A 25,326-nucleotide genomic window follows, 5' to 3' on the forward strand; every position below is an offset into this window, starting at 1 on the left:
GATTTCCGAAACCTTATCTCTCAACGATGTGCTTAATTCCCTACTCTCAAGTCCTTGATTTTCAAGGTGTCCACTTTCGGGGGAGTCTTCACATTAGATGAGGAATAAGTTAGACTTAAAGAACTATGATAAGGTTAAGCAAACAAATAGTAGAGGATCTAAAGTCAAGACCACAATGTCCTGAGTGCGGATTCCATCTGGTCGTAAAAGACGGAAAACAATTAGGAAAGCAAACTTACCTATGCAAGGTGTGCTACAGACGATTCATCTCCAGTGCTAAGCACAAATTCCGTCCTAAAGCTCTCAGAGAGCAAGCCATACGCCAATTCGTAAATGGTATGTCCATTAGTGCTATTGCTAAGTCTTTGGAAATACCTTACACAACTGTTTACATGTGGATACAGAGGGCAGGGAGATTAGCTAAGGAGAAGTATTTGAGGAAGTTGAAGAAATTAAAGGAACGGGAGGAGGTAAGAGCCATAAGCATAGACGAAGCGTGGAGTTTTGTGGGGAAGAAAGAGAATGATGTATGGATATGGTCGGTGATAGTTGAATACAGCGATGGGAAGATAGAAAAGTATCTTTTTGTAGGAGACAGGAGCTTAGAAACTTTTTTAAAAGATATTGGGGCACTTGGCTGAGGCGGAGGAATATGAGACGGATGCGTATAGAGTGTATGAATGGTTACTGAAAGATAAGCATACAGTAAGGAAGTATGGGGGAGGGTAAACAGGAATGAGAGTTTGAACTCAGTTCTAAGGAGTTATTTGGCTTGCATGGGAAGGAGGACTAAAGCCTTCTGTAAATCCCTTGATTCCTTCTCTTCTTTTATTTCCCTTTTCATCTATTATTATCTATTTCCCATAGCTATGCTAAGCAAATGTTTAAAGGTTATATTATTGGTTGGGATGATAAAAGAGGGTGTTATCGTCAAAGGTCCTTTCTGGAATGAGCCGGTTAAGATAGAGAAACTTGAGGAAATTGGTAACGGTCGCTTTCGTCTTGTGGGTTTTACAACGGAGTCTCAAAACCTCGTTAATAACATACTCTCTTTGGACGACCTAAACGCCATCGAAGTTGCTGATACCACGATTGACTTCGGTGCGAACCCTGAAAACACCTTCTACTTCTTAGAGTCGGTAAGGTTTAAAAATGCTTCTCTCTTTGATCCCCTACTTGCTATGAACGTTTCCAAGATCGATCCCCTTCCCTTTCAAATTGAAGCGGTTTATGGATACGTCCTTAAGCAACCTCACATAAGGTTCCTCATCGCCGACGATCCGGGTGCGGGTAAAACCATAATGGCAGGATTGATACTGAAAGAATTAAAACTCCGGGGTCTCGTGAAAAGGGTTCTTATAGTCGTTCCCGGTCATCTCAAGGACCAGTGGAGAAGGGAGCTCAAGGAAAAGTTCGAAGAAAAGTTCGTTGTTCTTGATAGAAACACCTTTAACGCTCATTATGGAGAAAACCCGTGGGAAGTGAACAATCAGGTGATAACTTCCATAGACTTTGCAAAGCAGGAGGATATCCTTCCTTCTCTCGCTTCCGTCAGCTGGGATCTGGTAATAGTAGATGAAGCTCATAAAATGTCCGCATACAGATACGGGGACAAGATAACGAGAACCCAACGATACAAACTCGGAGAGGTCCTCTCCAGAACTTCAAATCACCTTCTATTTTTGACAGCTACACCCCACAAAGGAGATCCTGAAAACTTCAGACTCTTCCTCGACTTGCTTGTGCCGGGGTTCTTTGCCACACCTGACATGGTTGAGGAATCTCTGAAAAACAGAGACAACCCGCTCTTTATAAGGAGACTTAAAGAGGATCTTAGGGACTTCGAGGGAAAACCTATATTCACAAGGAGATTCCCAAAAACTATAAAGTATAGACTCTCTGAGGAAGAAAAAGACTTATATCTCAATGTTTCAAGGTATGTTATCGAGCAATATAACAAAGCTCTGCAGTCTGACAAAAAAAGAAACGTGGCTTTTGCGCTGATGATACTTCAGAGGAGGATGGCTTCAAGTACTTATGCGCTCCTGAGATCCCTTGAAAGAAGAAAGGAACGCTTGGAAAAGATACTCAAAGGAAGCGAGAAACAACGGAGAGAGGTATACCTCGATCTTGAGGAAGTTGAAGACCTTGAAGAGAGTGCAAGATGGAAGAGGGAAGAGGAGTGGGAGACTGTAACTATAGCTGAAAATCCCGAAGAGATAAAAAAAGAGATAGAAACTATCGAAAAACTTATTCGCCAAGCACAGGAAATAATAGACAGAGAAGAGGAGGTCAAGTTGAGGGAACTTAAGGAAGCTATAGAGGAGGGGTTCAGAAAAACTGAGGAAATGGGAGGGCGACATAAGATACTTATCTTTACAGAATCAAAGGACACGTTAGATTATCTTGTCGGAAAGATAAGATCGTGGGGGTACAAGGTTAACTTCATACACGGTGGTATGAACATAGACGACAGGATAAAGGCTGAAAAGACATTTAGAGACGAAACCGACGTTATGGTAGCTACTGAAGCGGCGGGAGAAGGTATAAACCTTCAGTTCTGCCACGTGATGATTAACTACGATATACCTTGGAATCCTAACCGTCTTGAGCAGAGAATGGGCAGGATACACAGGTACGGACAGCAGAAGGACGTTTACATATTCAACTTGGTCGCAGAGGACACACGGGAGGGTATGGTTCTATCGAAGTTATTTGACAAGCTCGAGGAGATAAGGGAGAAGCTCGGAAGCGATAGGGTGTTTGATGTTATCGGAGATGTCTTTGAGGGAAAGAACCTTTACCAGCTCATTATAGATGCAGTAACAAATGCGAAGAGTATGGACGAGATTTTAAACGAGTTGGACATAACTCCCAACGAAGAGTATATAAAGAAGATAAAAGATGTCCTCGGAGAGAGCTTAGCCACGAGATACATAGACTACACCCGTATAAGGGAAATGGAACAAGTAGCAAAGGAAAGGAAGCTCATACCCGAATACGTTGAAGAGTTCTTCAAGAGAGCTTTCAAAAATGCGGGAGGAAAACTTAGAGAACTCAAAGATGGATTTATAGCGATAGACTCAATCCCTTACGAGATCAGGAGTATTGTGGAAAGTGTGGAGTTCAAGAACAAGTATGGAATAGTCCAGAGAAGGTATCCGAAAGCTACCTTTGACAAAGAGAAAGCCATGAAAAACCCTGACGCTGAGTTCATATCCTTCGGACATCCCCTATTGGAAGCTCTAATAGAGTGGGTCATCAGGAACTACAAGGAGGAGGTGAAAAAGGGAGCGGTGTTTAAAGACCCTTCGGGCAAGCTTGACGGCTATATCTGGTTCTACATCGGAGAAGTCAAAGACGGTAAAGGTGAGGTGGCGGGTAGGAGGATATTCGCTCTATATCAGGATGAAAAGGGTATCAGGGAGATAGAACCTTCGGTTCTGTGGGATCTGGTGCCCGCAAAAGACGTTAATTTGGAAAACAGAAAACTCGCGGAGGAACCCCCCTTTCTTGAAGCTATAAAGGTAGTTGAGAACTACAAGGAGGAGATAAAGGAGGAAAGGAGAAGACAGGGAGAGATAAAGAAAAAGTACGGGCTTAAATCCCTTGACTACCTCATCGGGAAGCTCGATGAGGATCTCATTAAGCTCTACGAAAGACAGGAAAAGGGTGAGAAGGTGGATTTACCTATAAGGAATAAGGAGGAGCAGAAGAAGAGATACGAAGAAGCGAGGAAAAATCTGGCGGAGGAAATTGAAAGGGAGCAGAACTTAAGCATAACCCAGCCGGAGCTTTTGACCGTCATCAGAGTCATATCTGAGAGTTCTGACATGGTTGAAAGTGAAGAAGTTGAGAGGATAGGAATGGAAATAGCGATGAGATATGAAAGGGAATGCGGAAGAGAGCCGGAAGACGTGTCTGACCGGAATCTCGGATTTGATATAAGGTCAAAGGGAGAAAAAGAGGTAAGGTATATTGAGGTGAAAGCGAGGGCGGGAACGGGAGAAGTAGCACTCACACCCAACGAGTGGATGAAAGCAAAGAGGTTTAAAGAAAATTACTGGCTCTACGTAGTTGAAAATGCTCTGACGAATCCTACACTTTACATAATCAATAACCCTGCAGAAAATTTGACGGCGGTAGAGAAGGTGGAGGTCGTTAGGTTCGTTATACCTCCTGATGAGTGGAAAAACAAGAAACAAGAGGTGTGGAGGGTATGAAGGAAAAACGTTTTATTGAGGAAATATTCCCGCTGAAGGAAGTGAGCGAAATCTCCTCAAAGGAGAAGAACATAAGACACGGGCACATATCTACCTTGCACATATGGTGGGCAAGGAGACCGCTCGCAAGCTCAAGGGCAACGAGCTATGCAGCCCTCATTCCCTTTCCCGAAGGTAAGGAAGAAGTTGAAAAAAAGAAGAAGTTTATAGTTGAGCTTGCAAAGTGGGAAAACTCTCTGAAGGAAAAAGTAATAAAAAGAGCAAGGGAGGACATACTCAAAGCGAACGGTGGAAAACCTCCCCGCATACTTGACCCCTTTTCCGGAGGTGGCTCTATACCCCTTGAAGCTTATCGGCTCGGCTACGAGGTTCACGCCCTTGAGTACAATCCCGTTGCAGTCTTAATTCTAAAGTGCACCCTTGAGTATCCTCAAAAATATGGAAGAAAAATTAAAAAGAAGATAAAAGAAGGACTCCTTGAGAAAGAGATAGAAACCAATCCGCTTATTGAGGACGTGGAAAAATGGGGGAACTGGATCCTTGAAGAAGCGAGAAAGGAAATAGGAGAGTTCTACCCTCCCAATAAGGACGGCTCAGTTCCTGTGGGATACATATGGGCAAGGACAATTCCCTGCCAGAACCCCGCTTGCGGAGCTGAGATACCTCTCATGCGTCAGTTCTGGCTTGCCAAAAAGAGCAATAAAAAGGTGTCTCTTTACCCTTACGTGGAGGAGGGAAAGGTAAAGTTCAAAATCGTAGGAACGGGCTATGAACCCATGCCCGAGGGCTTTAACCCTTCCAAAGGGACAGTTTCAAGAGCTATAGCGAATTGTCCGGTTTGCGGTTCAGTTGTCGATGCAAACACCACAAGGAAGCTCTTTCAGGAAGAAAAGGCAGGGGAGAGAATGGTTGCGGTAGTTCTCCACAAACCCGGCGAGCAAGGAAAAAGATACAGAACTGCCATACAGAAGGATATTGAAGTATTTAAAAAAGCGGAGGAGTATCTGAAGGAGAAGAGACAGAAGCTAATGGAAGAGTGGGGAATGGACCCGGTGCCGGATGAACAAATGGATACCAAAGATCCTACTACAGTTGCCGGTAGAGGATACGGTTTTAAAGTCTGGGGCGATCTTTTCAACCCCCGCCAGAAGCTGGCACTTATAACCTTCACCGAAAAGGTTCGGCTTGCCTATCAGAAGATGCTTGAGGAAGGATACGAGGAGGAGTATGCAAAAGCGGTGGTGAGTTATTTGGGGTTGGGAGTAAATAGGTTGGCTGATTATAATTCTTCTTTATCAAGGTGGGTTGCACATGGAGAGTTTATTGGAAACACAAATACACGTCAAGCACTACCAATGGTGTGGGATTACTTTGAACTATGTCCTTGGAGTCAAGCAACAGGAGACTGGAACTCAGCTTTAGACTGGATTCTCCAGGTCCTCTCCCACCTTTCCCAAATTCCCCCTGTGGAAGAGGGTTAAAGGACGGCCATCTCCGCCCGAAAGTGGTAATATAAATCATAGAGAGGAAGGTAGGCGGTAACAGTATATAGATGAGGAGGATATGGAAATGACTTACGTATGGGAAAAGGAGAAGATAGGAATAGAGCTAAGCGGGAAGAAGATAGAGAAGGAGTTTCTGCCCCTCGAGATACTTGACTTCCCTGTCGAGTATGTGTCCGATGACGGGGAGCTTTACCTCCTCCTTCTTATGGATGACGAAAATAAGGGCGGAGAGTGGTGGTATGTTATTGAAACAAATCCTCAGATCATACAGGAATACCTTGAAGGAAAGAAGTCTGTAAGGGATATATTTGACAGTGGGAAGGTGTATGTAGGATTCAGGAGCTATGAAGGTGGGGATGATGTAATAGAGTATCTTGAACCTCTTGAGAAGAAGATAGAGGAAGGATTTATAAAAGAAAACGAGCTTCCCACTTACAGAGCAAAAATTGAGATAGATGAGGGAACGCTCAGGGAGATAAAGTCTTTAATGCGCTCCATTATTAGTGAGGAAAACACAATCCTTAATAGTCAAGAGTTTACCGATGTAGAATTCCAAGAGATTGAAGCTGAGATATCCATAGCGGCATGAAAAAGAAAAAGGGAGGTTCCAAGGATTTACAGAAGCAATTGCAAACCTTAATAGACAGCATAGAGCGCCAGTTCATAATTCTTAACAAAGTTGACTTTAACAGGTTATCCGAGCTTGTAGAAGTGCGCCCTAAAAAATTAGAAGCTGAACATAGGCTCAGTATAGGTTTAAGTCAAAGCGAAGCTGAGCAGGAAAATGGTAAAGGAAAATACTACGCAGTTGTCATAAAATACGTACATGAAGAGAAACTATCTTCTGTAGAAGAAAATGAAGATAAGGAAAATGTAGCTGACTTGAGGATAGAATACGCATTGAATCTTCTTCTTAAACATACAGAAGAAGTTAAAGAGGTTATCTCGGAAGAAGATGTTTTAATGAAATACGCCGAAGGAACAGGTCTCTTAACCGTATATCCTTACATAAGACATACAGCAGATCTTTTGCACCGAGAAGCAAGAATATTTATTCCTCCTTATCCTCCTATGAAAGTTAAACCTCCGAAGTAGATATGTGCAATGAGAGGAGATACCATTATATAGCACTTATAGGTAAGGTAAATGATGAGGAAATTAAAAGGATAGCTGAAAGCATTAAGGAAAAATGTCCAGAAAAATTAATAAGAAAAGCAAATAAAGTAAACAGCGAAATGGAAATATGGAGGTTTATAAAGGGAGTTAAGGATAAATATCCTTACTTTATTTGTGCTCCAAAGCTCTATAAAAAGAGAGCAAAGAAAAAAATACCTGCATGCTTAGGATGCGGACTTTCAGTATTTCCCTCTAAAGAGGCTGTAATAAATATTATCAATGAGAAACTTCCCAAACAAAAATATAAGCTCGTAAGAGGAAAATATCGCCCTGATAAAGGAGACCTCTATAAAACAGGAGCGGACAGACACCACTACACATTTTTTCCCTGTGAAGGATTTAACCATGATGAATTCTTTGAAGAGGTGGAAGAAATATGGGAAGGAAGATCTTAATCCCCCAAGTCCTTCAAGGTTCTGCCACGGAACTTCCCTATCCTGACAATTACTTTGATGCGGTTTTTACAGACCCTCCCTATTACGATAATATTAATTATTCAACACTTGCTGATTTCTTTTACGTGTGGCTCAAAAGAAGCATAGGAGACCTTTACCCTGAACTCTTTACCACTCCGCTTACTCCGAAATCCAAGGAGATAGTCGCATACTCTCACAATCAGGGAGGATACGAGGGAGGAAAGAGATACTTTGAGGAAATGCTTAAAAAGTCCTTTGAGGAAATCTCAAGGGTTCTAAAGCCGGAAGGCATAGCGGTAATAGTCTATACCCACAAGTCAACATCCGGTTGGGAAACTCTCATAAACTCTCTCCTTGAATCAGACCTTATCCCCACCGCATCGTGGCCAATAGATACCGAGATGAAAGCAAGGTTGTTGGCTAAAGGAAATGCCGCTCTCGCTTCTTCAATCTACCTCGTATGCAGAAAGATGGTGAGGAAAGAGATAGGCTGGCTACCGGAGGTTAAGGACGAGATAAGAAAGCACATCCATAACAAGCTGGAGTATCTGTGGCAGGAAGGGGTGAGCGGTGCGGACTATTACGTGTCGGCCATAGGTTCATCTATAGAGGTGTTCGGCAAGTATAAAAAGGTGATGGACTACGAAGGGAATGAGATAGATTCGGGAAAGTTGCTTGAATACGTGAGGGAGCTTGTAACAGAGTATGCAATAAAGCAGATATTACACAACGGCATATCGGAAGAGCTATCTCCTCTAACACGCTTTTATATTCTGTGGAGGTGGACTTACGGGGAAAGTAAAGTCCCCTTTGACGATGCCCGAAAGCTCGCACAATCCGTGGGAATTGACCTTGAAAAGGAATGGAACAGAGGGTTTATAAGGAAGTCAGGGGAGTTTGTAGAAGTTCTCGGGCCTCAGAGCAGGAAGCTTGAGGAAATAGGTGATGCCTATGAGATGATAGACGTTCTCCACAAGGTTCTGCTCCTCTGGAAAGCAGGAATGAAGGAGGAAATGAAGAAGATACTTAGAGAGACCGGTTACGGGCAGAGGGAAACCTTTTACAGGGTAGCCCAAGCTATTTCTGAAACGCTGTCTCAGGACAATAAGGAGAAGAAGCTTCTTGACGGATTTCTCAGCGGAAAGGATAAGCTTGTAGGTGAGATAATAAAAGAGGATAAAAAGCAGGGGAGAATATGGTGATGAAAGCGTTTGCGCAGGTTGCGATTCCTCACAGGGACGTTGTTGAAGGAAAGCTTACTATGGATATTTTCGCAGCGGACCTGTGGCAGGTCGTTACGGGAAAAGCTCCTGCGGACTATAAAGATCCTGACCTTTTCTTTAAAAAGACTTATATGACTAAAGGATTGCAGAACATAATTGAAGTCGCAGAGAAAAGATTAAGTGGAAATATCGGTGATTCTGTAATCCAGCTTCAGACACCCTTCGGAGGGGGGAAGACCCATGCACTTATAGCTCTGTATCACAAAGCGAAGGAGTGGAACGCAAAAGTTGCTGTTTTTGATGGAACGGCTTTCAATCCTGCAGAAGTTAGACCCTGGGAGGAAATTGAGAGACAGCTAACGGGTAAGATCGAAATAACTAAGGGAGAGATCTCTCCAGGAAAAGAAAAAATCGTAGACCTTATATCCTCAAGCTCTCCGGTTCTCATACTTATGGATGAAATCCTTGAATACGCAACGAAAGCGGCAGGTGTGAGAGTGGGAGACTCTAACCTCGCTTCTCAGCTTCTTGCATTCATACAGGAGCTGAGCGGTGCGGTTTCAACGGTGCCGAACGCCCTCCTCGTAATAACCCTACCCGCAAGTATCCTTGAACACTACGATGAAACTGCGGAGAGGATGTTCCAGCAGCTTCAGAAGATAACGGGAAGAATGGAAAAAATATACACTCCTGTAGAGGACGAAGAGATAGAACACGTTATCAGAGCGAGGTTATTTCAACATATAGATCTCACGGAAGCTAAAAAAGTAGTTGATGAATTCGTGAGCTATGCGAGAAAGGAAGGGCTGCTCAAGGAAGATGAGGAAGGACTGTTCAGGGAAAGGTTCATCAAAAGCTACCCTTTCAAGCCAGACGTTATAGACATTCTGTACAAAAGGTGGGGTTCCTTTCCTACTTTCCAGAGAACTCGTGGGGTTTTGAGACTTCTTTCTTTAGTGGTTCATGACCTTCTTGAGGAAAAGATACCCTTTATACGCTTGGGAGATTTCAATCTAAACAATAATGAAATTAGGAGGGAGCTTGTCAAACATATAGGACAAGAGTGGGATAGCATAATAGCACAGGATATAACTTCTCCCGACTCCGGAGCAAAGAAGGTTGATGAATCCCTGCTTTCCTATAAGCCCTACAGATTGGGAACTGTTGTAAGCACAACTATATTTATGACATCCTTCTCGGGCAGAGGGGAGAGGGGTAGCAGCATAAGAGAGCTCAAGCTCAGCTCTATAGTACCGGAAATCCCGAGTTCGGTGATAGATACAGTAATAAACGAACTAAAGGAAAAGCTCTTTTACCTCTCCGATGAAGGACTTTACTTCACAAACCAACCCAACCTGAACAGGATAGTAGTTAGCAAGGAGGAAAACATACAACCAGAAGAAATAGAAGAGAGGATAGAGGAAATTGTCAAAAACAGTATCTCAAAAAGCGGTCCCTTAAAGACATATCTTTTTCCAAAGTTTTCAAAGGATATACCTGACACTCCTGAACTGAAGCTGGTGATATTGGATAAAGAAGTCCCTGGTGCAGAATTTGTAGAAAAGAACGGGGAAAGCCCGAGGGTTTATAGAAATACCCTTATATTCCTTTGTGTAGATGAATACCAGAGAGAACCTTTCAGATCCTTCATAAGGAAATACCTTGCTCTTGAACATGTGAGCAAAGATAAACAGCTTAAATTGACTGAAAAGCAGCGGGAAGAATTACGAAACAAACTGAGAGCTATGGAAGACAGAATTTACGAGGAGCTTAGAAGATACCTCAGGAAAATCTTCCTGCCCCAAAAACAAGGTTTTGAAAGGATAGATATGGGTCTTCCTACACTGGGGGAGAGGTATTTAGACAGTGAGGTATATAGCTTCCTCACGAACCAGGGAAAAGTTCTGAAGAAACTCTCCCCTCAAGTGATAAAAGAAAAGTACTTGCAGGATAAAGATTACCTCGAAATAAAAAAGCTCTTTTCCGCATTTCTTAAGACACCGGGAGAGTTAAGACCGGAATCTCCGGAAGTTGTTAGGGATAGCGTAAGTGAAGGTGTAGCCAGAGGGATATTCAGATTTGGCTATCTTAAGAACGGCGAGGTGGAGTGTATATCTCCAGAGGAAACTCCTGTGGTCAGTTTTGAAGATGGAGAGGTCATCGTAAATCCCGAACTTTGTAAAGAAACGGAAGGTGTAGAAAAAAGAGGAGAAGAGAGAAGCAGTTCTCTTCAACAACCTACCGAAGGATCTTATACAACTGCGGTTGTGAGTAAACAACCTTCCGCTCCGTCTGGCTTGACCCGATATGAAAAGCTGATTCTTACACTAAGAGTGCCCCATGGGCAGATGATTACGTTAACACGAATAACAAATTTCCTAAAGGGAAAATTTGATAATCTTTCTATTGTCGTCACTCTGAATGCAGAAGGGGGAGAAGGGATATCCGAAGAGGAGTACAAAGACAAAATCCTTGAAGCTATAAATCAATCTGGAATTGATGTAGAAGAGGAGAACTTAAGCTAAATAAGTGCTTTGTCTAAAAATACAGTGATCACTAACCAATTAAAACATAAAAATTATCAATGATTTACGATCAATTATTGGACAATTAACTTTTCATTAACCCTTAATTATTCTTCAATTGTCTCCCCTCCGCTTCTGCGATATAGTTGTTGCGGGACAAGGAGAAGAGAGCATTAATTAAAATTCATTAAAGTTAATGGAGAGGTAATGGAGAGCTAATTAAAATTTTGATCGGATACATATATATTCCTATATCCGTGCAAAATGAAAATTGACTTTACATTGACGAACAATTAAAAATTAATGGAAGTTTCATTAAAAAATAATTACCTCGAGAGATAGGAGAGAAGGAGAGGGATCAGGTTTGCAGAGAGAGAATAGAAACTCAACGGTTACTCCATTCACACTCACAGCAACCCCTCAAGCTCTGGAGCTATTCTCTCTGCATAACTGTTGAGAAGATCAAGGAAAAGAACTTTATACTTGTTGGGAAGGTTCTTCGCAACTTCGTAAGGGATGTAGAAACCTGCAACCCTGCCCCTGCTGGTGAGGACGAGTATGTTCTCCTGCTGACTGAAAAGCTTTGACCACCCTGTCCTCATTTTCCTCATATTCACTATCTCAACCTTATCCCGTAAAATTTCTCTGCTCATTGTAAATAAAATTTGTGTAAAGAAATTTTCTTTACAAGCTTTGCTCTATCTTCTTGCCGGTTCAGGATAAGACAAATTAACAAATCTTGTTTATAAGTAAACAGATTTTGTTTATAATTATAAACACTATGGAGTTTATAGACAGGAGAAGTGAACTTGAAAGACTTAAGAGAGGTTTGCTTGAAGGAGAGAGCTTTGTGATAATAGCGCCGAGGAGGTATGGAAAGACCACGCTTATACGCAAGGTATTGGAGAAGCTGAAGGAGAGAGGAGTTCTGACTCTTTACATAGACCTCATGCCCTACGCGGATAGCGTTTCCGCTCTTTCAAAGCATATACTGGACAAAGCCCTTGACCTCTTCGGTGTTGAGGGGAAGATTAGAAAACTTCCCTATCTAATCCAGCTAAAAGGGAAAGCTATCCTTAAAGAAGAGGGTATAGAACTTAACCTTGAGGTCTTCAGAGAAAAAGATGAGAGAAAAATGCTTACGGAAGCGCTTGAGCTACCGGAGAAGATAGCGAAGAGAAAGGGGAAGAAGATGGTGGTAGCTTTCGATGAATTCGGGGAGCTTTACAAAACTAATCCTAATGCTGTAAAGCTCTTCAGGAGCGTAATTCAGCATCATGAGCACACGTCCTACATATTTGCCGGTTCCCAAGAAACACTCATGAAACAGGTCTTCGTAGATAAGGAAGGGATTTTCTTCAGGTTCGGAACGATAATGGAGCTTAAGGGTCTTGAGCTTGAGGACACGATAGCTTACGCTGTCGAAACTCTTTCCATAGATGCAGATGAGTTCGTGGAACTGTTTAATCTCCTTAAAGGACATCCCTACTATCTCGTCAGGGTGATGGAAAAGATCAAAAGCGGTAAGGATACAGCTTCTGCTCTTGAGGAGCTCATGGAGGAAGAAAGAGCGTATGTAGAACTGCTTATAGAACGTGTAGTTAGCGTAAAGCATGCTCTTGAGGTTTTGAGGACTATAGCGAACGGTGAAAATCCCTATAACATACCCCATGTAAGAGATCAGGTTATAAACAGGGTGCTTAACAATCTCGTGAACTTCGGATACCTGAGAAAGGTATCAAGAGGAGTTTACGAATTTACAGATCCTTTGCTTGAACTATATTTGAGACAGGAATGATCATCATAAAAGCTTTCTCCTTTCTGCATAGCTCAATACTTCCGAAAGAGAAACTCTCCACTCTTTACCTACCTTTTTACCTATGAGCACTCCCCTGTGTATGAGAACTCTGACATAATCTTTGTTCTTAAATCCGAGAAGCTGAGCCACCTGTTCGGGAGTTAAGAGGATGTCCTTTTCCCTCGCATACACTTTGAGATTGTGGAGAAGTTCCTTAGCTATGAGCTTCTCAAAATTCTCTACGTTCCCATACTCAAGCACCGTCTCCGTTATTTGCTCATCGCTCAGCTTCCTTCCCCTTGAGAGCTTATCAACCACAATAACTGCTCCCTCTTCAGCTTCCCTGAGAGCGGATATGTAAGAGTTTCTGTCTCTAAAAGCAACATTCAGCAATCCCCCCTCTATAAAGATGGCATTCATGAGTATCCTTCCCACTCTCCCGTTCCCGTCCACGAAGGGGTGGATTACCTCAAAGAGTAGGTGGAATATTGCTCCTTTCCTTGCGGGAGGGAGATCTGAGTTCCTGAGCCATCTCACTATCCTCTCCGTGAGCATGGGGACTGCTTCGGGTCTCGGAGGTTCAAAGCGAGCTCCGAACAAGGTCATCTCCGTATCCCTGTATCCCTTAGGGACGTTAAAACCTTCCCACAGCTTCTCGTATGTCCAGAGGATGAGAGCGGATGTTATCACCTCCTCCTTCCCCGCACTCTTCATAGCGAGGGAATAGACCTCTTTAGCGGTGTGGTGGTAATTCCACGCCTGTCGGAGTCTTGGGTCTTTGGGAGCTTCATCTCCGAGCTCTTCCATCTCCACTCTCACCCTTTCTATCGCAAGGGAGCACACAGTCTCCTCCTTGAGCAGGTAGGGAAGGAACTCCTCGCCGAGGACTATAACCTCTCTTTGATACGTCATCGTATCAGTTAATGTAGTGTAGGATTAAGAATTAGCAAGGAGATAAGCAGAATGATACGGTTTATGTGGAGAAATAAATAATTGCTCCTATAAACCGTAAGGTTTATCATAAGAAGGTAAGCTGGGGGTCTGAATGTGAGTGTTGCAAAAATAAGACTCGACTTTAACAGGGAGAAAGCCAAGGAGATAGTTCATCATTTTGTCAGGGAACCTACAGAGGAAGAAGTGAGGAGTATGGAAAAGTTTATCCAGCTTACCGAAAAGGGAGAGTATGAAAAAATAGTTGATGAGATAAAGAAAGAGTTGAGCTTCACATCTTAAACCACAACGCTGATAGTGGTCATAACAGAAAGGAGATTTCCGATTATGATATATATCAGGGTGGTGGAAGGTTGAGAGGAGGGTTAGCTATGGAAAGGAGTGTTGAAAACAAGAAGCTTTTGGAAGTTATCGGGATTGTCTTACAACTACATAATGGGAGACTGTATTCCAAAACTAAGCTCGTTAAGCTTCTCTACCTGCTTGACAGACATTTTGCGAATAAGTATGGAAGATCCCTTACTGGACTTAGATATACCAGTTATTTCTACGGACCCTATTCAGATGACATAGAATCAGCTTTGGATTACCTCGCCCGTATGGGATACATAACTATCAGATACGAGGAAGGATTTTATGGATCTCCTTACTATGTACTTACTTTAGTAGAACCACCACGGTTTTCAGCTCTAACCGATCAAGAAGCAACCGAGGTGAGGGAGTTTGTAAGTAATTATGTTGATAAGTCCCTCGAAGACATCCTTGAAGAGGTTTATGATACGGAAGAATATAAGAATGCAGAATTTGGGGAGGTCATAGAGCTTGGGAGAAGAGAGTAATAAAGATCCGTTTGCGGTACACCAAAATTCCACCTTTCCTAAGCTAATTAACCTACTCGAGAAGGAAAGTGTAATTGAGCAAATATTATGTAACACACACAATAGCAGGAAGATCAATATCAAGAATAAAGATGTGTTTTATGAACTTATATACTTTTCCATCCTTATACACGATTACGGTGTGGAGCGGATAAAGAACCATGAAGATTGTAGCTTGCTTGTCTCAGGAAACACAAATATAGGAATACGCTTAAAACCTGAGCTAAGCATATCTATATTAAGGAAGCTTGTTTCATCTAACGAAGAGGTGGTTGCATCGGATGGTCTATTTAATTCTCTAATGGCTATCTACTTAGCAAGCGAGTTTTGTTTCAAGTTTTTGTATCCCAATACGTACATAGTAAATCTTGGTAAAAAAACACATGAGATAGATATTCTCGGGCGCTTGTTCAGGGACGAAACAGACTCTGAAGGTATATACCTTTTAGTAGAGACAACTTTAGGATTTCTTAAGCAAAAAAGAGAAAATTCCTTCCTAAAAGGAGGACATAACGATCATTTTAAGAAAGCGATTTTCAAAAAGTGGGCTATCGAAAGAATATTTGACATAAAAACTGGTCTTATCTATATAACAATAATTGACACTCTAAAGGAAGATGACTTTACAAGAAGCATCTTATCACGTGATACGGATATAAAAGTTGTTTCGTTTCTATCCGAATCAGCACCTCATCTGTGTGTATCCTTATTTACTGAAAACACCTCACAATCCTATACTGATTTCTTGGAAGAGAACTTGATCAGAAAAGTGAAGGATTCGTTAGAGCACATACTGTCTGGCTAAATCATTTCCCTTCATTTGCCATACACGTGACATAGGGCAAGCTCAAGACATTACAAAGGGTATTTAACTATAATAAAGCTATTGATGGAAGAGAGGATCGTTATACGAGCATACAAAATGACCTCAGACACAGGTTTCGCACCAAACCCCTTTCATGGTTACTTGACTTTAGCAACCTGTAAACCCGGGATCCGTCTTAAAACAAAAGTTGGAGAGTGGATATGTGGTTTTGATTCCAAAGAACTTAGTGGTTCACCTGTAGGTGAGGAGAGACTTGTATATGCTATGAAAATAGAGGAAAAGCTTACTTTTGATGAGTACTATGAAGATCCAAGATTTCAAAAGAAAAAGCCACGTAGTGGGAAGCTCTTCAGAGAAGGAGATAACATACTTTATCATGGAGAAAGGGTTGGAGAGCATGGTTACCATAGAAAAGAAGAAGAATGGTCTCACGATTTAAAAGGAAAATATGTTTTAGTATCGCAGGAATTCTGGTATTTCGGCAAATGTGCCATTAAAGTCTCTAAGGAAGTAAAACCTTATGTCCCTAAGACAAGCACATACTATGGTGTTATTACTTCGGGATCCTCAGCAAAAAAGTTTATAGATTGGCTAATTAAGAATTTTCCCAAACCTGGAATCTACGGTCCACCACACAAATGCAAATGTGACTCATGGCAGGAAGATGAAAACTTCGTAACAGCCCTATGTCTTTGAGCTTACCTTTCACGAACATACCAGATACCCAAGTTATTGACTGTATGTTTAGAATTTAGCAAATTTAAATTATGCCCAAGGGAACCGGGTATTTAAGAAAGAGGGGAAAGAGTTGGCATTTCGAGTATATGAGGAACGGGATAAGGTATTATGCTAACTTCGGCCCCGTTTCCAAGAGCGTAGCGAGGGAACTTGCGAACGAGTTTGTTTCGAAGATCATCAGAGAGGAAATACTCCCCGGAAAGGAGAAGGTAAAGTTCGGAGACCTCGTGGAGCATTATAGGGAGTGGTACGAGACACACTCTAAAGCGAAAAAGAGGAGTAAAGAAGTGCACCTCTACCGTCTTTCTCTCCTCGGGGACTTCTTTGGAGATGTGTTCGTGGACAGGATAACCTGGTCTGTGGTGGAGAGGTACAAGAGGGAGAGGTTGGATGAGGGAGTCTCCAAGACCACGATAAACAAGGAACTCAAGCTTATGAAAACTGTTATAAGAAAAGCTATGGAGTCGGGGATATACAAGGGGGAGATGCCGAAGATAGAGCTCTTTAAGGAGAAGGAGACGGAAAGGGTGAGGTCTCTTACACCCGAAGAAGCTCAGAAACTCATAGAAGCTTGCCCAGAGTGGTTCAGACCCGTGATAATATTTGCACTCAACACGGGATTGAGAGCAGGGGAGATATTCTCTTTAAGGTGGGAGAACGTGGACTTTGAGAAAGGGGTGATAAGGATAGAGAAGGAGACGACCAAGACCAAAGATGTTTATACTATTCCTATGAACTCCACCGTGAGGGGACTGCTCGAAGAGGTCAGGAGGGAACAGGAAGAGAAGGGCATAACCCACGGTTTCGTGTTCACGAACAAGCTCGGACTTCCGTACAAGTACGAAGACAAAACCTACGGGAAGATTTTCAGGAGAGCTTGTGCAAAAGCGGGTATAAAGGACTTCAGGTTTCACGACCTGAGACACACCTTCGCTTCCTGGGTAGCTATGTCTTCGAGGGACATATACGCAGTTCAGAAGCTCCTAAACCACAAGGATCTAAGGATGACAAAACGCTACGCTCACCTGACCGACGGATACCTGAAGGGGGTGGTAGAGAGTCTGGAGGGTTTCGGCATATTTTCGACAAAAAAATGAGAAAAATGACGGGAAGTGATTGTGTGTCAATTATTACAAAATCGGAATCCTGTCCTGTCAAGCCGGAGGGCGCGAGTTCAAATCCCGTCGGCTCCGCCATTCCCAATAAAAATCAAGGGAGGATTCAATGGACTACCACGTGAAGGATCTATCCCTCGCAGATCAGGGTAGGAATAGGATCGAGTGGGCGGAGATGGATATGCCCGTCCTCAGGAGCATAAGGGAGAGGTTCTCGAAGGAAAAACCTCTCGAAGGTATCAGGATATCCGCCTGCCTCCACGTTACTACCGAGACCGCCAACCTCGTTCTGACCCTAAAAGCCGGAGGTGCACAGGTCTTTCTAACAGCCTCCAATCCCCTCTCGACCCAGGACGACGTCGCTGCCGCTTTAGTAAAGCACTACGATATACCCGTCTTCGCTATAAGGGGAGAGGACAGGAACACCTACTACTCCCACCTGAAGGCGGTGATCGAAAAGGGACCTCACATAGTGATAGACGACGGGGCAGATCTGATCTCAACGCTCCACAAAGAGTATCCTGAGCTCGCGGAAAGGGTCTTGGGGGGTATGGAGGAAACCACGACGGGGGTTATAAGGCTCAAGGCTATGGCTAAGGATGGAGTTCTGAAGTTCCCTATCATCGCGGTAAACGACGCCTACACAAAGCACATGTTCGACAACCGATACGGGACGGGTCAATCAACGATAGACGGGATACTGAGGGCTACCAACAGGCTCATCGCCGGATCCTACTTCGTGGTTGCGGGATACGGATGGTGCGGTAAGGGAGTCGCTCAGAGGGCGAGGGGTATGGGAGCCAACGTGATAGTTACGGAGGTAGATCCCATAAAGGCTCTCGAGGCGAAGATGGACGGCTTCCTCGTCATGCCGATGATAGAGGCTGCGAAGTTAGGGGACTTCTTCGTTACTGTTACCGGCAATACATCGGTGATCAGGAGGGAACACTTTGAGGTTATGAAGGACGGAGCAATCGTCGCCAACTCGGGACACTTTAACGTTGAGATAGATCTTGAAGCTCTTGAGGAGATGAGTGTCTCCAAGAGGGAGATCAGGAAGGAGGTGGAAGAGTACAAGCTTCCCGACGGTAGGAGGATATACGTCTTGGCTCAGGGTAGGCTTGTGAACCTCGCCGCCGCCGAGGGACATCCCGCCTCGGTTATGGACATGTCCTTCGCCAATCAGGCGCTCTCTTCCGAGTTCATAGTTAAGAAACATACAGATTTAGAGAAGAACGTTTACAAGGTTCCCGACGAGATAGACAGGGAGGTGGCAAGGCTCAAGCTCTCCGCCATGGGTGTGGAGATAGACGAGCTCACTCCAGAGCAGGTGAAATACCTCTCCTCTTGGGAGTTCGGAACCTGAGGTTTGAGGAGTTTAGGAGAGAGGTAGAGAACTTAGAAAGGATAGCGGAGGGCTGGAGGGGTATAGTTTACAGGGGTAAATGGAGAGGAAAGGATGTAGCCATCAAGGTCGCCAAGAGTCCGGAGGTTGTAAAGGCTATACAGAAGGAGGCCGAGATCTTAGAGAAGCTAAGGGGGATAGAAACCTTCCCTCAGATTGTCCTGAGGGGGGAGGACTTCTTCGTCTACCACTTCATAGAAGGAGTTCCTTTCAGGAAGGTAGTGTTAAATCCGGAGGAAGAGAAGGAAGTTCTCAGGAAGCTCTTGGAGATCGCCTACCTTCTGGATTCCCTCGGAATAAAGAGGGACGAGTTCGCCAACGTGGACAAGAACGTTCTGATCGGCCGGAACGGGAAGGTTTACGTCCTCGACTTCGAGAGGGGAGGTTTTTCCAAAAGACCTTCAAACCTAACCCAGTTTATGCAGCTGCTCGTTCGGAAGGGCTACTTGGATAGGGAAGAGGCTATCAGACTCGGAAAAAAATACATGAAGGATAGGGAGGCGGTCTTTAGGGAGTTGTTTCGTAGGCTAAAATAGAAGGGTGGAGATCTTCAAAGACTTCGATCTTGGAAACCTTACGAGCATCAGGATAGGGGGGAGAGCGAGCTTTTTCTCTGAGCCCTCAAGTGTGGAAGAGGTAGCCCGGCTAATAAAGTTCTCAAGGGAGAAGGATATGCCCCTCTTTGTTCTCGGCGGAGGATCTAACACGATTTTTGGAGAAGTGAAGGGGCTTGTGATAAGTCTAAGAAGGCTGAGAGGGATGAGGGTTGAAGAGAGGAACGGAAGGGTTCTCGTAGAGGTCCTTGCAGGAACACCACTCCAAGAGATCGTGAGCTTTGCGGTAAAGAACGAGCTTGAGGGTATCTACAGGCTGATGGGATTTCCCGCGAGCGTCGGAGGAGCGGTCGCCATGAACGCAGGGTCCTTTGGCTCCGAGATGAAGGACTTTATCGAGGAAGTGAGCTTTTTGGACTGGGAGGGAAACCTTATAACCAAGAAAAGGGAGGAGATAGATTTCTCCTACAGAAGCTCCCCCTTTCCCAAGGAGGGTGTCGTCGTTTCCTGCAAGCTCCTTTTGAAGAGGTCGGAGGTTTCTGTGAAAAAAGAGTTTGAAAAGATAAGGATCGAGAGGAAGAGAAGCCAACCTATAAACCTTCCCACGAGTGGTTCTACCTTTAAGAATCCATATCCGATGTTCGCGGGGGAACTTTTGGAGAGAGTCGGAATGAAGGGCTTTAGAAAGGGTGGAGTCTCCTTCTCTGAGAAGCACGCCAACTTTCTCGTGAACTTGGATAGAGGGAAGTTTGAGGAAGTTAGATCTCTTATAGAGGAGGCTAAGAGGAGGGTATTTGAGAAGTTCGGGGTTAAGCTCGAGGAGGAGGTTAGGCTTATTGAGGATAGTGGTTCTGATGGGTGGAAGGTCCTCTGAGAGGGAGATATCCCTCAAGACCGGGAAGGCGATAGCGGAAGCTCTCAAGGAAATGGGACATGAGGTCTTTGAGCTCGATCTTACGGAGGATCTCTGTCAGAGATTGATGGAGATAAAGCCCAACAAAGTTTTTATAGCTCTTCACGGTCCTTACGGGGAGGACGGCAGGATTCAGGGGCTCTTGGACATCCTCGGCATACCTTACACAGGATCGGGCGTCCTTGGAAGTGCCCTCGCAATGGACAAGGATATAACCAAGAGACTCCTGAGATCAGAGGGTATCCTTACACCTGATTGGATATGCGTAAGGAAAGGAGAACCTGTACCTGAGTGGAGAAGCTTCCCAGCTGTCGTGAAACCCGCCGATCAGGGATCGAGCGTGGGGCTAAAGGTTGTGGAGGGAAGGAAAGAGCTTGAAAATGCAGTTAAAGAACTCTTTCAACTGACCGAAAAAGTTCTTGTAGAGTCCTTTATCGAGGGTAGGGATATGACGGTGGGCGTGCTCAAAGACAAAGCCCTTCCAGTAATAGAAGTGAGACCCAAAAAGGGCATATACGACTACGAAAGTAAGTACACGAAGGGAGCTACGGAGTATCTCTTTTTAGACGAAGAGGATCTTTCGAGGGAGCTCCAAGACATAGCCCTAAAGGTTCACAGGCTATTGGAACTCAAAGATCTATCGAGGATAGACTTCAGAGTAGATAAGAAGGGAAACCCTTACGTTCTGGAGGTGAACACAATACCCGGCATGACGGAACTGAGTCTCTTTCCCATGGCATGCAAGAGGGCAGGAATAGAGTTCAAGGAGATGCTTGCTATAATACTCTCCTGACGCGGAGGGAGATGTGAAAAAAAGAAATAGTAAGGCTAAGAAGATCTTTTCAGTTTTCCTCTTCTCTTCATGGATAAGCTTTATGGCTACTGCAGGGTTCTTTATCCCTTCATTTCTTATCCAGTTACCCATGTTCCAGATAAAGGAGGTTGTGGTAGAGGGAAACGAGAAGATACCGCTGGAATCTGTAAAGACAGTTATCGAAGAACTCAGCGGTAACCTTCTTAGATTAAACGGAACGGAGCTAAAGGAGAGTCTGAACGGTAAGTTTGGAGGGCGCGTGAAGGAGGTATTCGTTTCCAAAAACATAGGGGTGGATGGGATCAGGATAAAAGTTGAAGTTGTAGAAAGGAGTCCGGTCGCAAAGGTTAGGGTCGGGAAGGAACTTTTACTGATAGATGAGGAGGGAAATCTCTTTTATCCGATGGGCGATGACCTTAAGAAGCTCGTGGAACTCAGGACCTACGACCTTCAAGTTTTGGGAAAAAACTTTACCAAACTCAGGGAGGAAATACTATCTTCAGGACTCCCGATACAACAGATAGATATTAGAAGAGATAAAATCCTTCTCCATATTAAGGAGAAGGAGATCATCTTACCCCCCATAGATTTACTTTCAGAGAACGTCTCATCCCGATTGAAGTTGATTTATAATTTTCCGGAGGGAAATGTTGATTTACGTTATGGGAGATTTATCTTAGTAAGAAATTGAGATGGGATGAGAACAGTTGCGGCAATAGACATAGGTACAGATAAGATAGTTGCCCTTATCGGGGAGGTGGACAACTACGGGGACGTTCACATAGTAGGTGTAGGGGAAACTAAGGCAAGGGGGATAGACAAAGGGTCTATTACAAGGCTCGAGGTGGCAGCAAGGGCAATAGCCACCGCCGTCCGCGAAGCGGAGGAGATGTCGGGGCAGAAGGTAACGAACGTTGTCATAAACGTTTCTGGAGCCAACGTAAAGAGTCAGAATGAGAGGGACACGATAAATATATCTCCGAGTCCTGTGGAAGTAGAGGAAGAGCACATAAACAGGCTCCTGGAAAGGAGTATAGCTAAGGGCAAGGAAGACGGATTCGACATAGTCCACGCCATACCGAGAAAGTACACCTTAGATGACCAGGAAGGTATAGAAGATCCGGTAGGCTTAATAGGATCGAAACTCACCGCTCAGGTTCATATAGTAAAGGTAGGAACAACGCTTAGCAGGAATTTGGAGAAGGCTGTGGCATCGGCGGGTTTCCAACCCACAATGAGGGTGGTTAACGCCTTAGCCTCTGCCAAATCTGTTCTGAAAGAGGAAGAGATGGACGACGGTGTCCTCCTGATAGATATGGGGGCTGGTCTTACCGACTTCGTTCTATATCTTGAGGGACATCCGGTGATAACTGGATGCATACCCTTTGCTGGCAACGCCATAACTAAAGACATTAGCTACTTCATGAAGGTAGATCAGGAAGAAGCTGAGAGAATAAAAAAGGACAGCGGCGTTGCCCTTGTGGATCTGGTAAAGGATGGCGATATACTCAAGATAAAGCCAAGGGGAGAAACCAGGGAACTTTCTATAGAGAGGTTCAGGCTTGCCGAAGTTATTCAGGTTAGACTCGAGGAGATAGTGGAAAAGATAGTTGAGAAGATAGAAGAGGCGGGTTATAAACTTGACAGTGCTAACGCGGGCATCGTGATAACGGGAGGGACAGCAAACCTTAAGGGTATAAAGGAGTTCTTAGAGAAGTTTACAGATCTTCCTGCGAGGGTAGGAGTTCCATCGAGCCTTATCGGACTTAAGGAGAAAATAGAAAATCCTAAGTACGCAACAGCAGTGGGGCTTCTGAATTTCGGTACAAAACCTGAGGGTGTTATATTAGAAAAAAGAGCTCTTATTTCAACTAACAACAGTGGGGGGATTAAGGATATCATAGAGAAGATCAAGGATTTTTTTAGAGAAATCCTCTAAGGAGGGAAGGCTATGGAGATTCAGAGCGGTATTAATCCAACGAGAATAAAGGTAATGGGTATTGGAGGTGGGGGCTGTAACGCCGTAAACAGGATGTTCCTCGACGGGATCGAGGACGTTGAAATCTACGCTATAAACACCGATGTTCAACATCTGAGCGCTCTATCGGTCCCACACAAGATCCAGATAGGTGAGAAGGTCACGAGAGGGTTAGGTGCGGGCGCAAGGCCCGAAGTGGGAGAGCAGGCAGCACTCGAGGATATAGAGAAGGTTAAGGACGTTCTCAAAGATACCGACATGCTCTTCATAGCCGTAGGTCTCGGTGGAGGAACGGGAACAGGTGCTGCTCCGGTAATAGCCCAGACGGCAAGAGAGATGGGAATTCTAACCGTTGCTGTCGCTACCCTTCCCTTCAACTTCGAAGGTCCAAGAAGAATGAAGGTAGCCCTCGAGGGACTGAGCAAACTTAAAGATAACGTTGATACTTATATAGTTATACACAATCAGAAACTCCACGAGATAGGCAATAAGGTTCTAACCGTTAAAGATGCCTTCAAGGAGGTGGACAACGTTCTCTCAAAGGCGGTCAGGGGTATAACCAACATAATATCAACCTCAGCGATGATAAACGTGGACTTTGCCGATGTCAGAACGGTCATGGAAGGTGGAGGTCTCGCCCTAATAGGTATGGGAGAAGGAAGAGGGGAAGGAAAGATAGACCTTGCGGTCGAGCAGGCTATAACGAGCCCACTGCTCGAAGGAAACTCCATAGAAGGAGCAAAAAGGTTACTCGTCACTCTATGGGTGAGCGAGGACGTTCCCTTCAATGAGGTGGAGCAGGCAATAAACGGCATAATGGAGAGGGCTCACCACGAACCTCTCATAATCTTCGGTGCGGTCTTAGAGGAAGGTGTAGAGAACTTCCTGAGGGTGGCGGTCGTTGCTACCGACTTCGATAAAGCGCAATCTAAGGAGGAAGAGGAGGAGAACCTCTTCAGGATAATCAAGAGGGAAACGCCTCCTGTGAAAAAGGCAGTTCCAGAAGAGGGTATAAGCCCGGTAGAACCTGAGGAGGAAATACCGGCGATACTCAGGAGAAAGAGGAAGATATAATTTAAATACGTGAAGCCGATAAATCCTAAGAAGAACAGGGCCTTTTCTTTCCTCCTCGGTCTGATCTACGGATACAGAACGGCCGATATGGAGCTGAAGGTTCTCTCGATAGAGGAGTTTAATGAAAACAGACATAACGACTGTAATATCTACTACCTCGACAAGAGGGAGGACAAGGTGAGCAAGGGAAAACCTATAGAGAATCCTACCCATATAGTGGCTATAAAGGAGGATTTTGAAGCCAAGAAGGTAAGGATCTATATTTATAGGTCATGATCCACAAGGAGCTGAGCGAGGAAACTAAGAGGGATCTAAGGGAGTACTTCGAGGACAGGGACTACATGGTTATAGCCGTCCCGAAGAGGGAGCCGGCGAGAGTCTACGTGGCAAAAGCTACTCGGGCTGTGGAAACCGCCCGGAGAATACATGACCTCTCCCCGGGAGCGACGGTAGCGCTTGGCAGAGCTATGGTCGGAGCTCTGCTCCTCACATCCCTCGTGAAGCATGCAACAGACCAAAAGGTTCTCCTGAAGATAGAGGGGAACGGTCCGATAGGAACGATAGTCGCTGAAGCAGACGGAAAGGGAAGGGTAAGGGGCTTTGTGGAAAATCCTAAGGTAGATACATACACGAAAGAGGCGGAGGGAAGGAAGAAGTTCGACGTCTCAAAGATAGTTGGAAGGGAAGGAACACTCACGGTGGTCAAGGAGCTGAGAATGGGGACGCCTTATACAAGCATAGTTCCCCTGGTTTCCGGTGAGATAGCTGAGGACCTCGCCTACTACTTCTCCCAGTCGGAGCAGATACCCTCTGCCGTCGGAATAGGAGTTCTTATAGGTGAAAATGGAGAGGTTAAACAGGCTGGGGGCTTTCTCGTCCAGACTCTTGGAGGTATAAGCGAAAAGGTGGTGGATCTACTCGAGCACAGGGTTAGGGAGCTACCCCCCGTAACCGAGCTTATGGAGCAGGGAAGGAGACCGGAAGATATTGCGGTGATGCTTTTGGAAGATCTCGAACCGCAACTGATAGGTCTGAAGGAGATCGAGTATTACTGTCCCTGCGACGAGGAGGTGGCAAGGTCGAGCCTCCTTCTGCTGACCGAGGAGGAGCTCAGCGACATATTCGCAGAGGGTCCCGCTGAGGTAGTCTGTAAGTTCTGCGGTAGGGTTTACAGGTTCTCTGAGGAGGATATTAAGAAGAGCTGATGTCTTGTC

The 25,326-nt window shown here is 44.5% G+C and carries 25 protein-coding genes; 23 read left to right on the plus strand and 2 right to left on the minus strand.

What is annotated here, in order from left to right:
* Positions 1–125: 125 nt before the first annotated feature.
* The 8 genes from ACZ483_RS04385 (at position 126) to ACZ483_RS04420 (ending at position 11,068) form a co-directional block, all read left to right on the plus strand.
* Positions 126–641 carry an IS1 family transposase gene (locus tag ACZ483_RS04385; protein ID WP_464324956.1) on the plus strand — a complete coding sequence of 172 codons (516 nt, stop codon included), beginning with the start codon at positions 126–128 and terminating at the stop codon, positions 639–641.
* A gap of 267 nt (positions 642–908) precedes the next feature.
* Positions 909–4,223 (plus strand): helicase-related protein, encoded by a 3,315-nt coding sequence (locus ACZ483_RS04390; protein WP_464324957.1) that lies wholly within the window; start codon positions 909–911, stop codon positions 4,221–4,223.
* Positions 4,187–5,704 (plus strand): DUF1156 domain-containing protein, encoded by a 1,518-nt coding sequence (locus tag ACZ483_RS04395; protein ID WP_464324958.1) that lies wholly within the window; start codon positions 4,187–4,189, stop codon positions 5,702–5,704. The genes ACZ483_RS04390 and ACZ483_RS04395 overlap by 37 nt, the downstream gene beginning before the upstream one ends.
* 82 nt (positions 5,705–5,786) lie before the next feature.
* Entirely contained in the window at positions 5,787–6,317 is a 531-nt protein-coding gene (locus ACZ483_RS04400) for a hypothetical protein (protein WP_464324959.1), read from the plus strand.
* Entirely contained in the window at positions 6,314–6,823 is a 510-nt protein-coding gene (locus tag ACZ483_RS04405) for a hypothetical protein (RefSeq protein WP_464324960.1), read from the plus strand. Before ACZ483_RS04400 ends, ACZ483_RS04405 begins: the two co-directional genes overlap by 4 nt.
* Positions 6,824–6,825: 2 nt before the next feature.
* The gene (locus ACZ483_RS04410) at positions 6,826–7,299 is read left to right on the plus strand and encodes a hypothetical protein (protein ID WP_464324961.1); all 474 of its coding nucleotides are present in this window, start codon (positions 6,826–6,828) and stop codon (positions 7,297–7,299) included.
* Complete coding sequence (locus tag ACZ483_RS04415; RefSeq protein WP_464324962.1) at positions 7,281–8,522, plus strand: hypothetical protein; 1,242 nt, start codon at positions 7,281–7,283, stop codon at positions 8,520–8,522. Before ACZ483_RS04410 ends, ACZ483_RS04415 begins: the two co-directional genes overlap by 19 nt.
* Positions 8,522–11,068, plus strand: a complete 2,547-nt coding sequence (locus ACZ483_RS04420; protein ID WP_464324963.1) for an ATP-binding protein — start codon at positions 8,522–8,524, stop codon at positions 11,066–11,068. Before ACZ483_RS04415 ends, ACZ483_RS04420 begins: the two co-directional genes overlap by 1 nt.
* Before the next feature lie 407 nt (positions 11,069–11,475).
* On the opposite strand, the gene ACZ483_RS04425 is transcribed toward ACZ483_RS04420, so the two are convergent.
* The gene (locus ACZ483_RS04425; protein WP_464324964.1) at positions 11,476–11,670 is read right to left on the minus strand and encodes a hypothetical protein; all 195 of its coding nucleotides are present in this window, start codon (positions 11,668–11,670) and stop codon (positions 11,476–11,478) included.
* Between the two features lie 179 nt (positions 11,671–11,849).
* Between ACZ483_RS04425 and ACZ483_RS04430 the strand changes: the two genes are divergently transcribed.
* On the plus strand, positions 11,850–12,866 hold the full coding sequence (locus ACZ483_RS04430) for an AAA family ATPase (protein WP_464324965.1): 1,017 nt from the start codon (positions 11,850–11,852) through the stop codon (positions 12,864–12,866).
* Between the two features lie 3 nt (positions 12,867–12,869).
* Here ACZ483_RS04430 and ACZ483_RS04435 read toward each other — a convergent pair whose 3' ends face one another.
* Positions 12,870–13,778: a Fic family protein gene (locus ACZ483_RS04435; RefSeq protein ID WP_464324966.1), complete on the minus strand. Its 909-nt coding sequence runs from the start codon at positions 13,776–13,778 to the stop codon at positions 12,870–12,872.
* 135 nt (positions 13,779–13,913) lie between these two features.
* Here ACZ483_RS04435 and ACZ483_RS04440 point away from each other — a divergent pair, with 135 nt between their 5' ends.
* The 14 genes from ACZ483_RS04440 to hslO all read left to right on the plus strand — a co-directional run bounded on the left by ACZ483_RS04440 (position 13,914) and on the right by hslO (position 25,317).
* A complete protein-coding gene (locus ACZ483_RS04440; protein ID WP_464324967.1) occupies positions 13,914–14,099 on the plus strand; it encodes a hypothetical protein in 186 nt (61 codons plus the stop codon).
* 89 nt (positions 14,100–14,188) lie between these two features.
* Positions 14,189–14,656, plus strand: coding sequence for a Panacea domain-containing protein (locus tag ACZ483_RS04445; protein WP_464324968.1), 468 nt, complete (start codon positions 14,189–14,191; stop codon positions 14,654–14,656).
* Positions 14,640–15,500, plus strand: coding sequence for a hypothetical protein (locus ACZ483_RS04450; RefSeq protein WP_464324969.1), 861 nt, complete (start codon positions 14,640–14,642; stop codon positions 15,498–15,500). The genes ACZ483_RS04445 and ACZ483_RS04450 overlap by 17 nt, the downstream gene beginning before the upstream one ends.
* A gap of 84 nt (positions 15,501–15,584) precedes the next feature.
* Positions 15,585–16,217 carry an Nmad2 family putative nucleotide modification protein gene (locus tag ACZ483_RS04455; RefSeq protein ID WP_464324970.1) on the plus strand — a complete coding sequence of 211 codons (633 nt, stop codon included), beginning with the start codon at positions 15,585–15,587 and terminating at the stop codon, positions 16,215–16,217.
* 71 nt (positions 16,218–16,288) lie between these two features.
* Positions 16,289–17,356, plus strand: a complete 1,068-nt coding sequence (locus tag ACZ483_RS04460; RefSeq protein WP_464324971.1) for a tyrosine-type recombinase/integrase — start codon at positions 16,289–16,291, stop codon at positions 17,354–17,356.
* A 127-nt stretch (positions 17,357–17,483) separates the two neighbouring features.
* Positions 17,484–18,740, plus strand: a complete 1,257-nt coding sequence (gene ahcY / locus ACZ483_RS04465) for an adenosylhomocysteinase (RefSeq protein ID WP_464324972.1) — start codon at positions 17,484–17,486, stop codon at positions 18,738–18,740.
* Complete coding sequence (locus ACZ483_RS04470) at positions 18,722–19,315, plus strand: hypothetical protein (protein WP_464324973.1); 594 nt, start codon at positions 18,722–18,724, stop codon at positions 19,313–19,315. The genes ahcY and ACZ483_RS04470 overlap by 19 nt, the downstream gene beginning before the upstream one ends.
* A gap of 4 nt (positions 19,316–19,319) precedes the next feature.
* Positions 19,320–20,207, plus strand: coding sequence for a UDP-N-acetylmuramate dehydrogenase (gene murB, locus ACZ483_RS04475; protein ID WP_464324974.1), 888 nt, complete (start codon positions 19,320–19,322; stop codon positions 20,205–20,207).
* Positions 20,179–21,039 (plus strand): D-alanine--D-alanine ligase family protein, encoded by an 861-nt coding sequence (locus ACZ483_RS04480; protein ID WP_464325171.1) that lies wholly within the window; start codon positions 20,179–20,181, stop codon positions 21,037–21,039. The genes murB and ACZ483_RS04480 overlap by 29 nt, the downstream gene beginning before the upstream one ends.
* Positions 21,040–21,052: 13 nt before the next feature.
* A complete protein-coding gene (locus ACZ483_RS04485) occupies positions 21,053–21,751 on the plus strand; it encodes a cell division protein FtsQ/DivIB (RefSeq protein WP_464324975.1) in 699 nt (232 codons plus the stop codon).
* 6 nt (positions 21,752–21,757) lie between these two features.
* Positions 21,758–22,999, plus strand: a complete 1,242-nt coding sequence (gene ftsA / locus ACZ483_RS04490; protein ID WP_464324976.1) for a cell division protein FtsA — start codon at positions 21,758–21,760, stop codon at positions 22,997–22,999.
* Positions 23,000–23,011: 12 nt separating this feature from the next.
* The gene (gene ftsZ / locus ACZ483_RS04495; protein WP_464324977.1) at positions 23,012–24,112 is read left to right on the plus strand and encodes a cell division protein FtsZ; all 1,101 of its coding nucleotides are present in this window, start codon (positions 23,012–23,014) and stop codon (positions 24,110–24,112) included.
* A 9-nt stretch (positions 24,113–24,121) separates the two neighbouring features.
* Positions 24,122–24,388 carry a hypothetical protein gene (locus ACZ483_RS04500; protein WP_464324978.1) on the plus strand — a complete coding sequence of 89 codons (267 nt, stop codon included), beginning with the start codon at positions 24,122–24,124 and terminating at the stop codon, positions 24,386–24,388.
* The gene (gene hslO, locus ACZ483_RS04505; protein WP_464324979.1) at positions 24,385–25,317 is read left to right on the plus strand and encodes an Hsp33 family molecular chaperone HslO; all 933 of its coding nucleotides are present in this window, start codon (positions 24,385–24,387) and stop codon (positions 25,315–25,317) included. Before ACZ483_RS04500 ends, hslO begins: the two co-directional genes overlap by 4 nt.
* Positions 25,318–25,326 lie beyond the last annotated feature (9 nt).

Source organism: Hydrogenivirga okinawensis, from assembly GCF_055385515.1.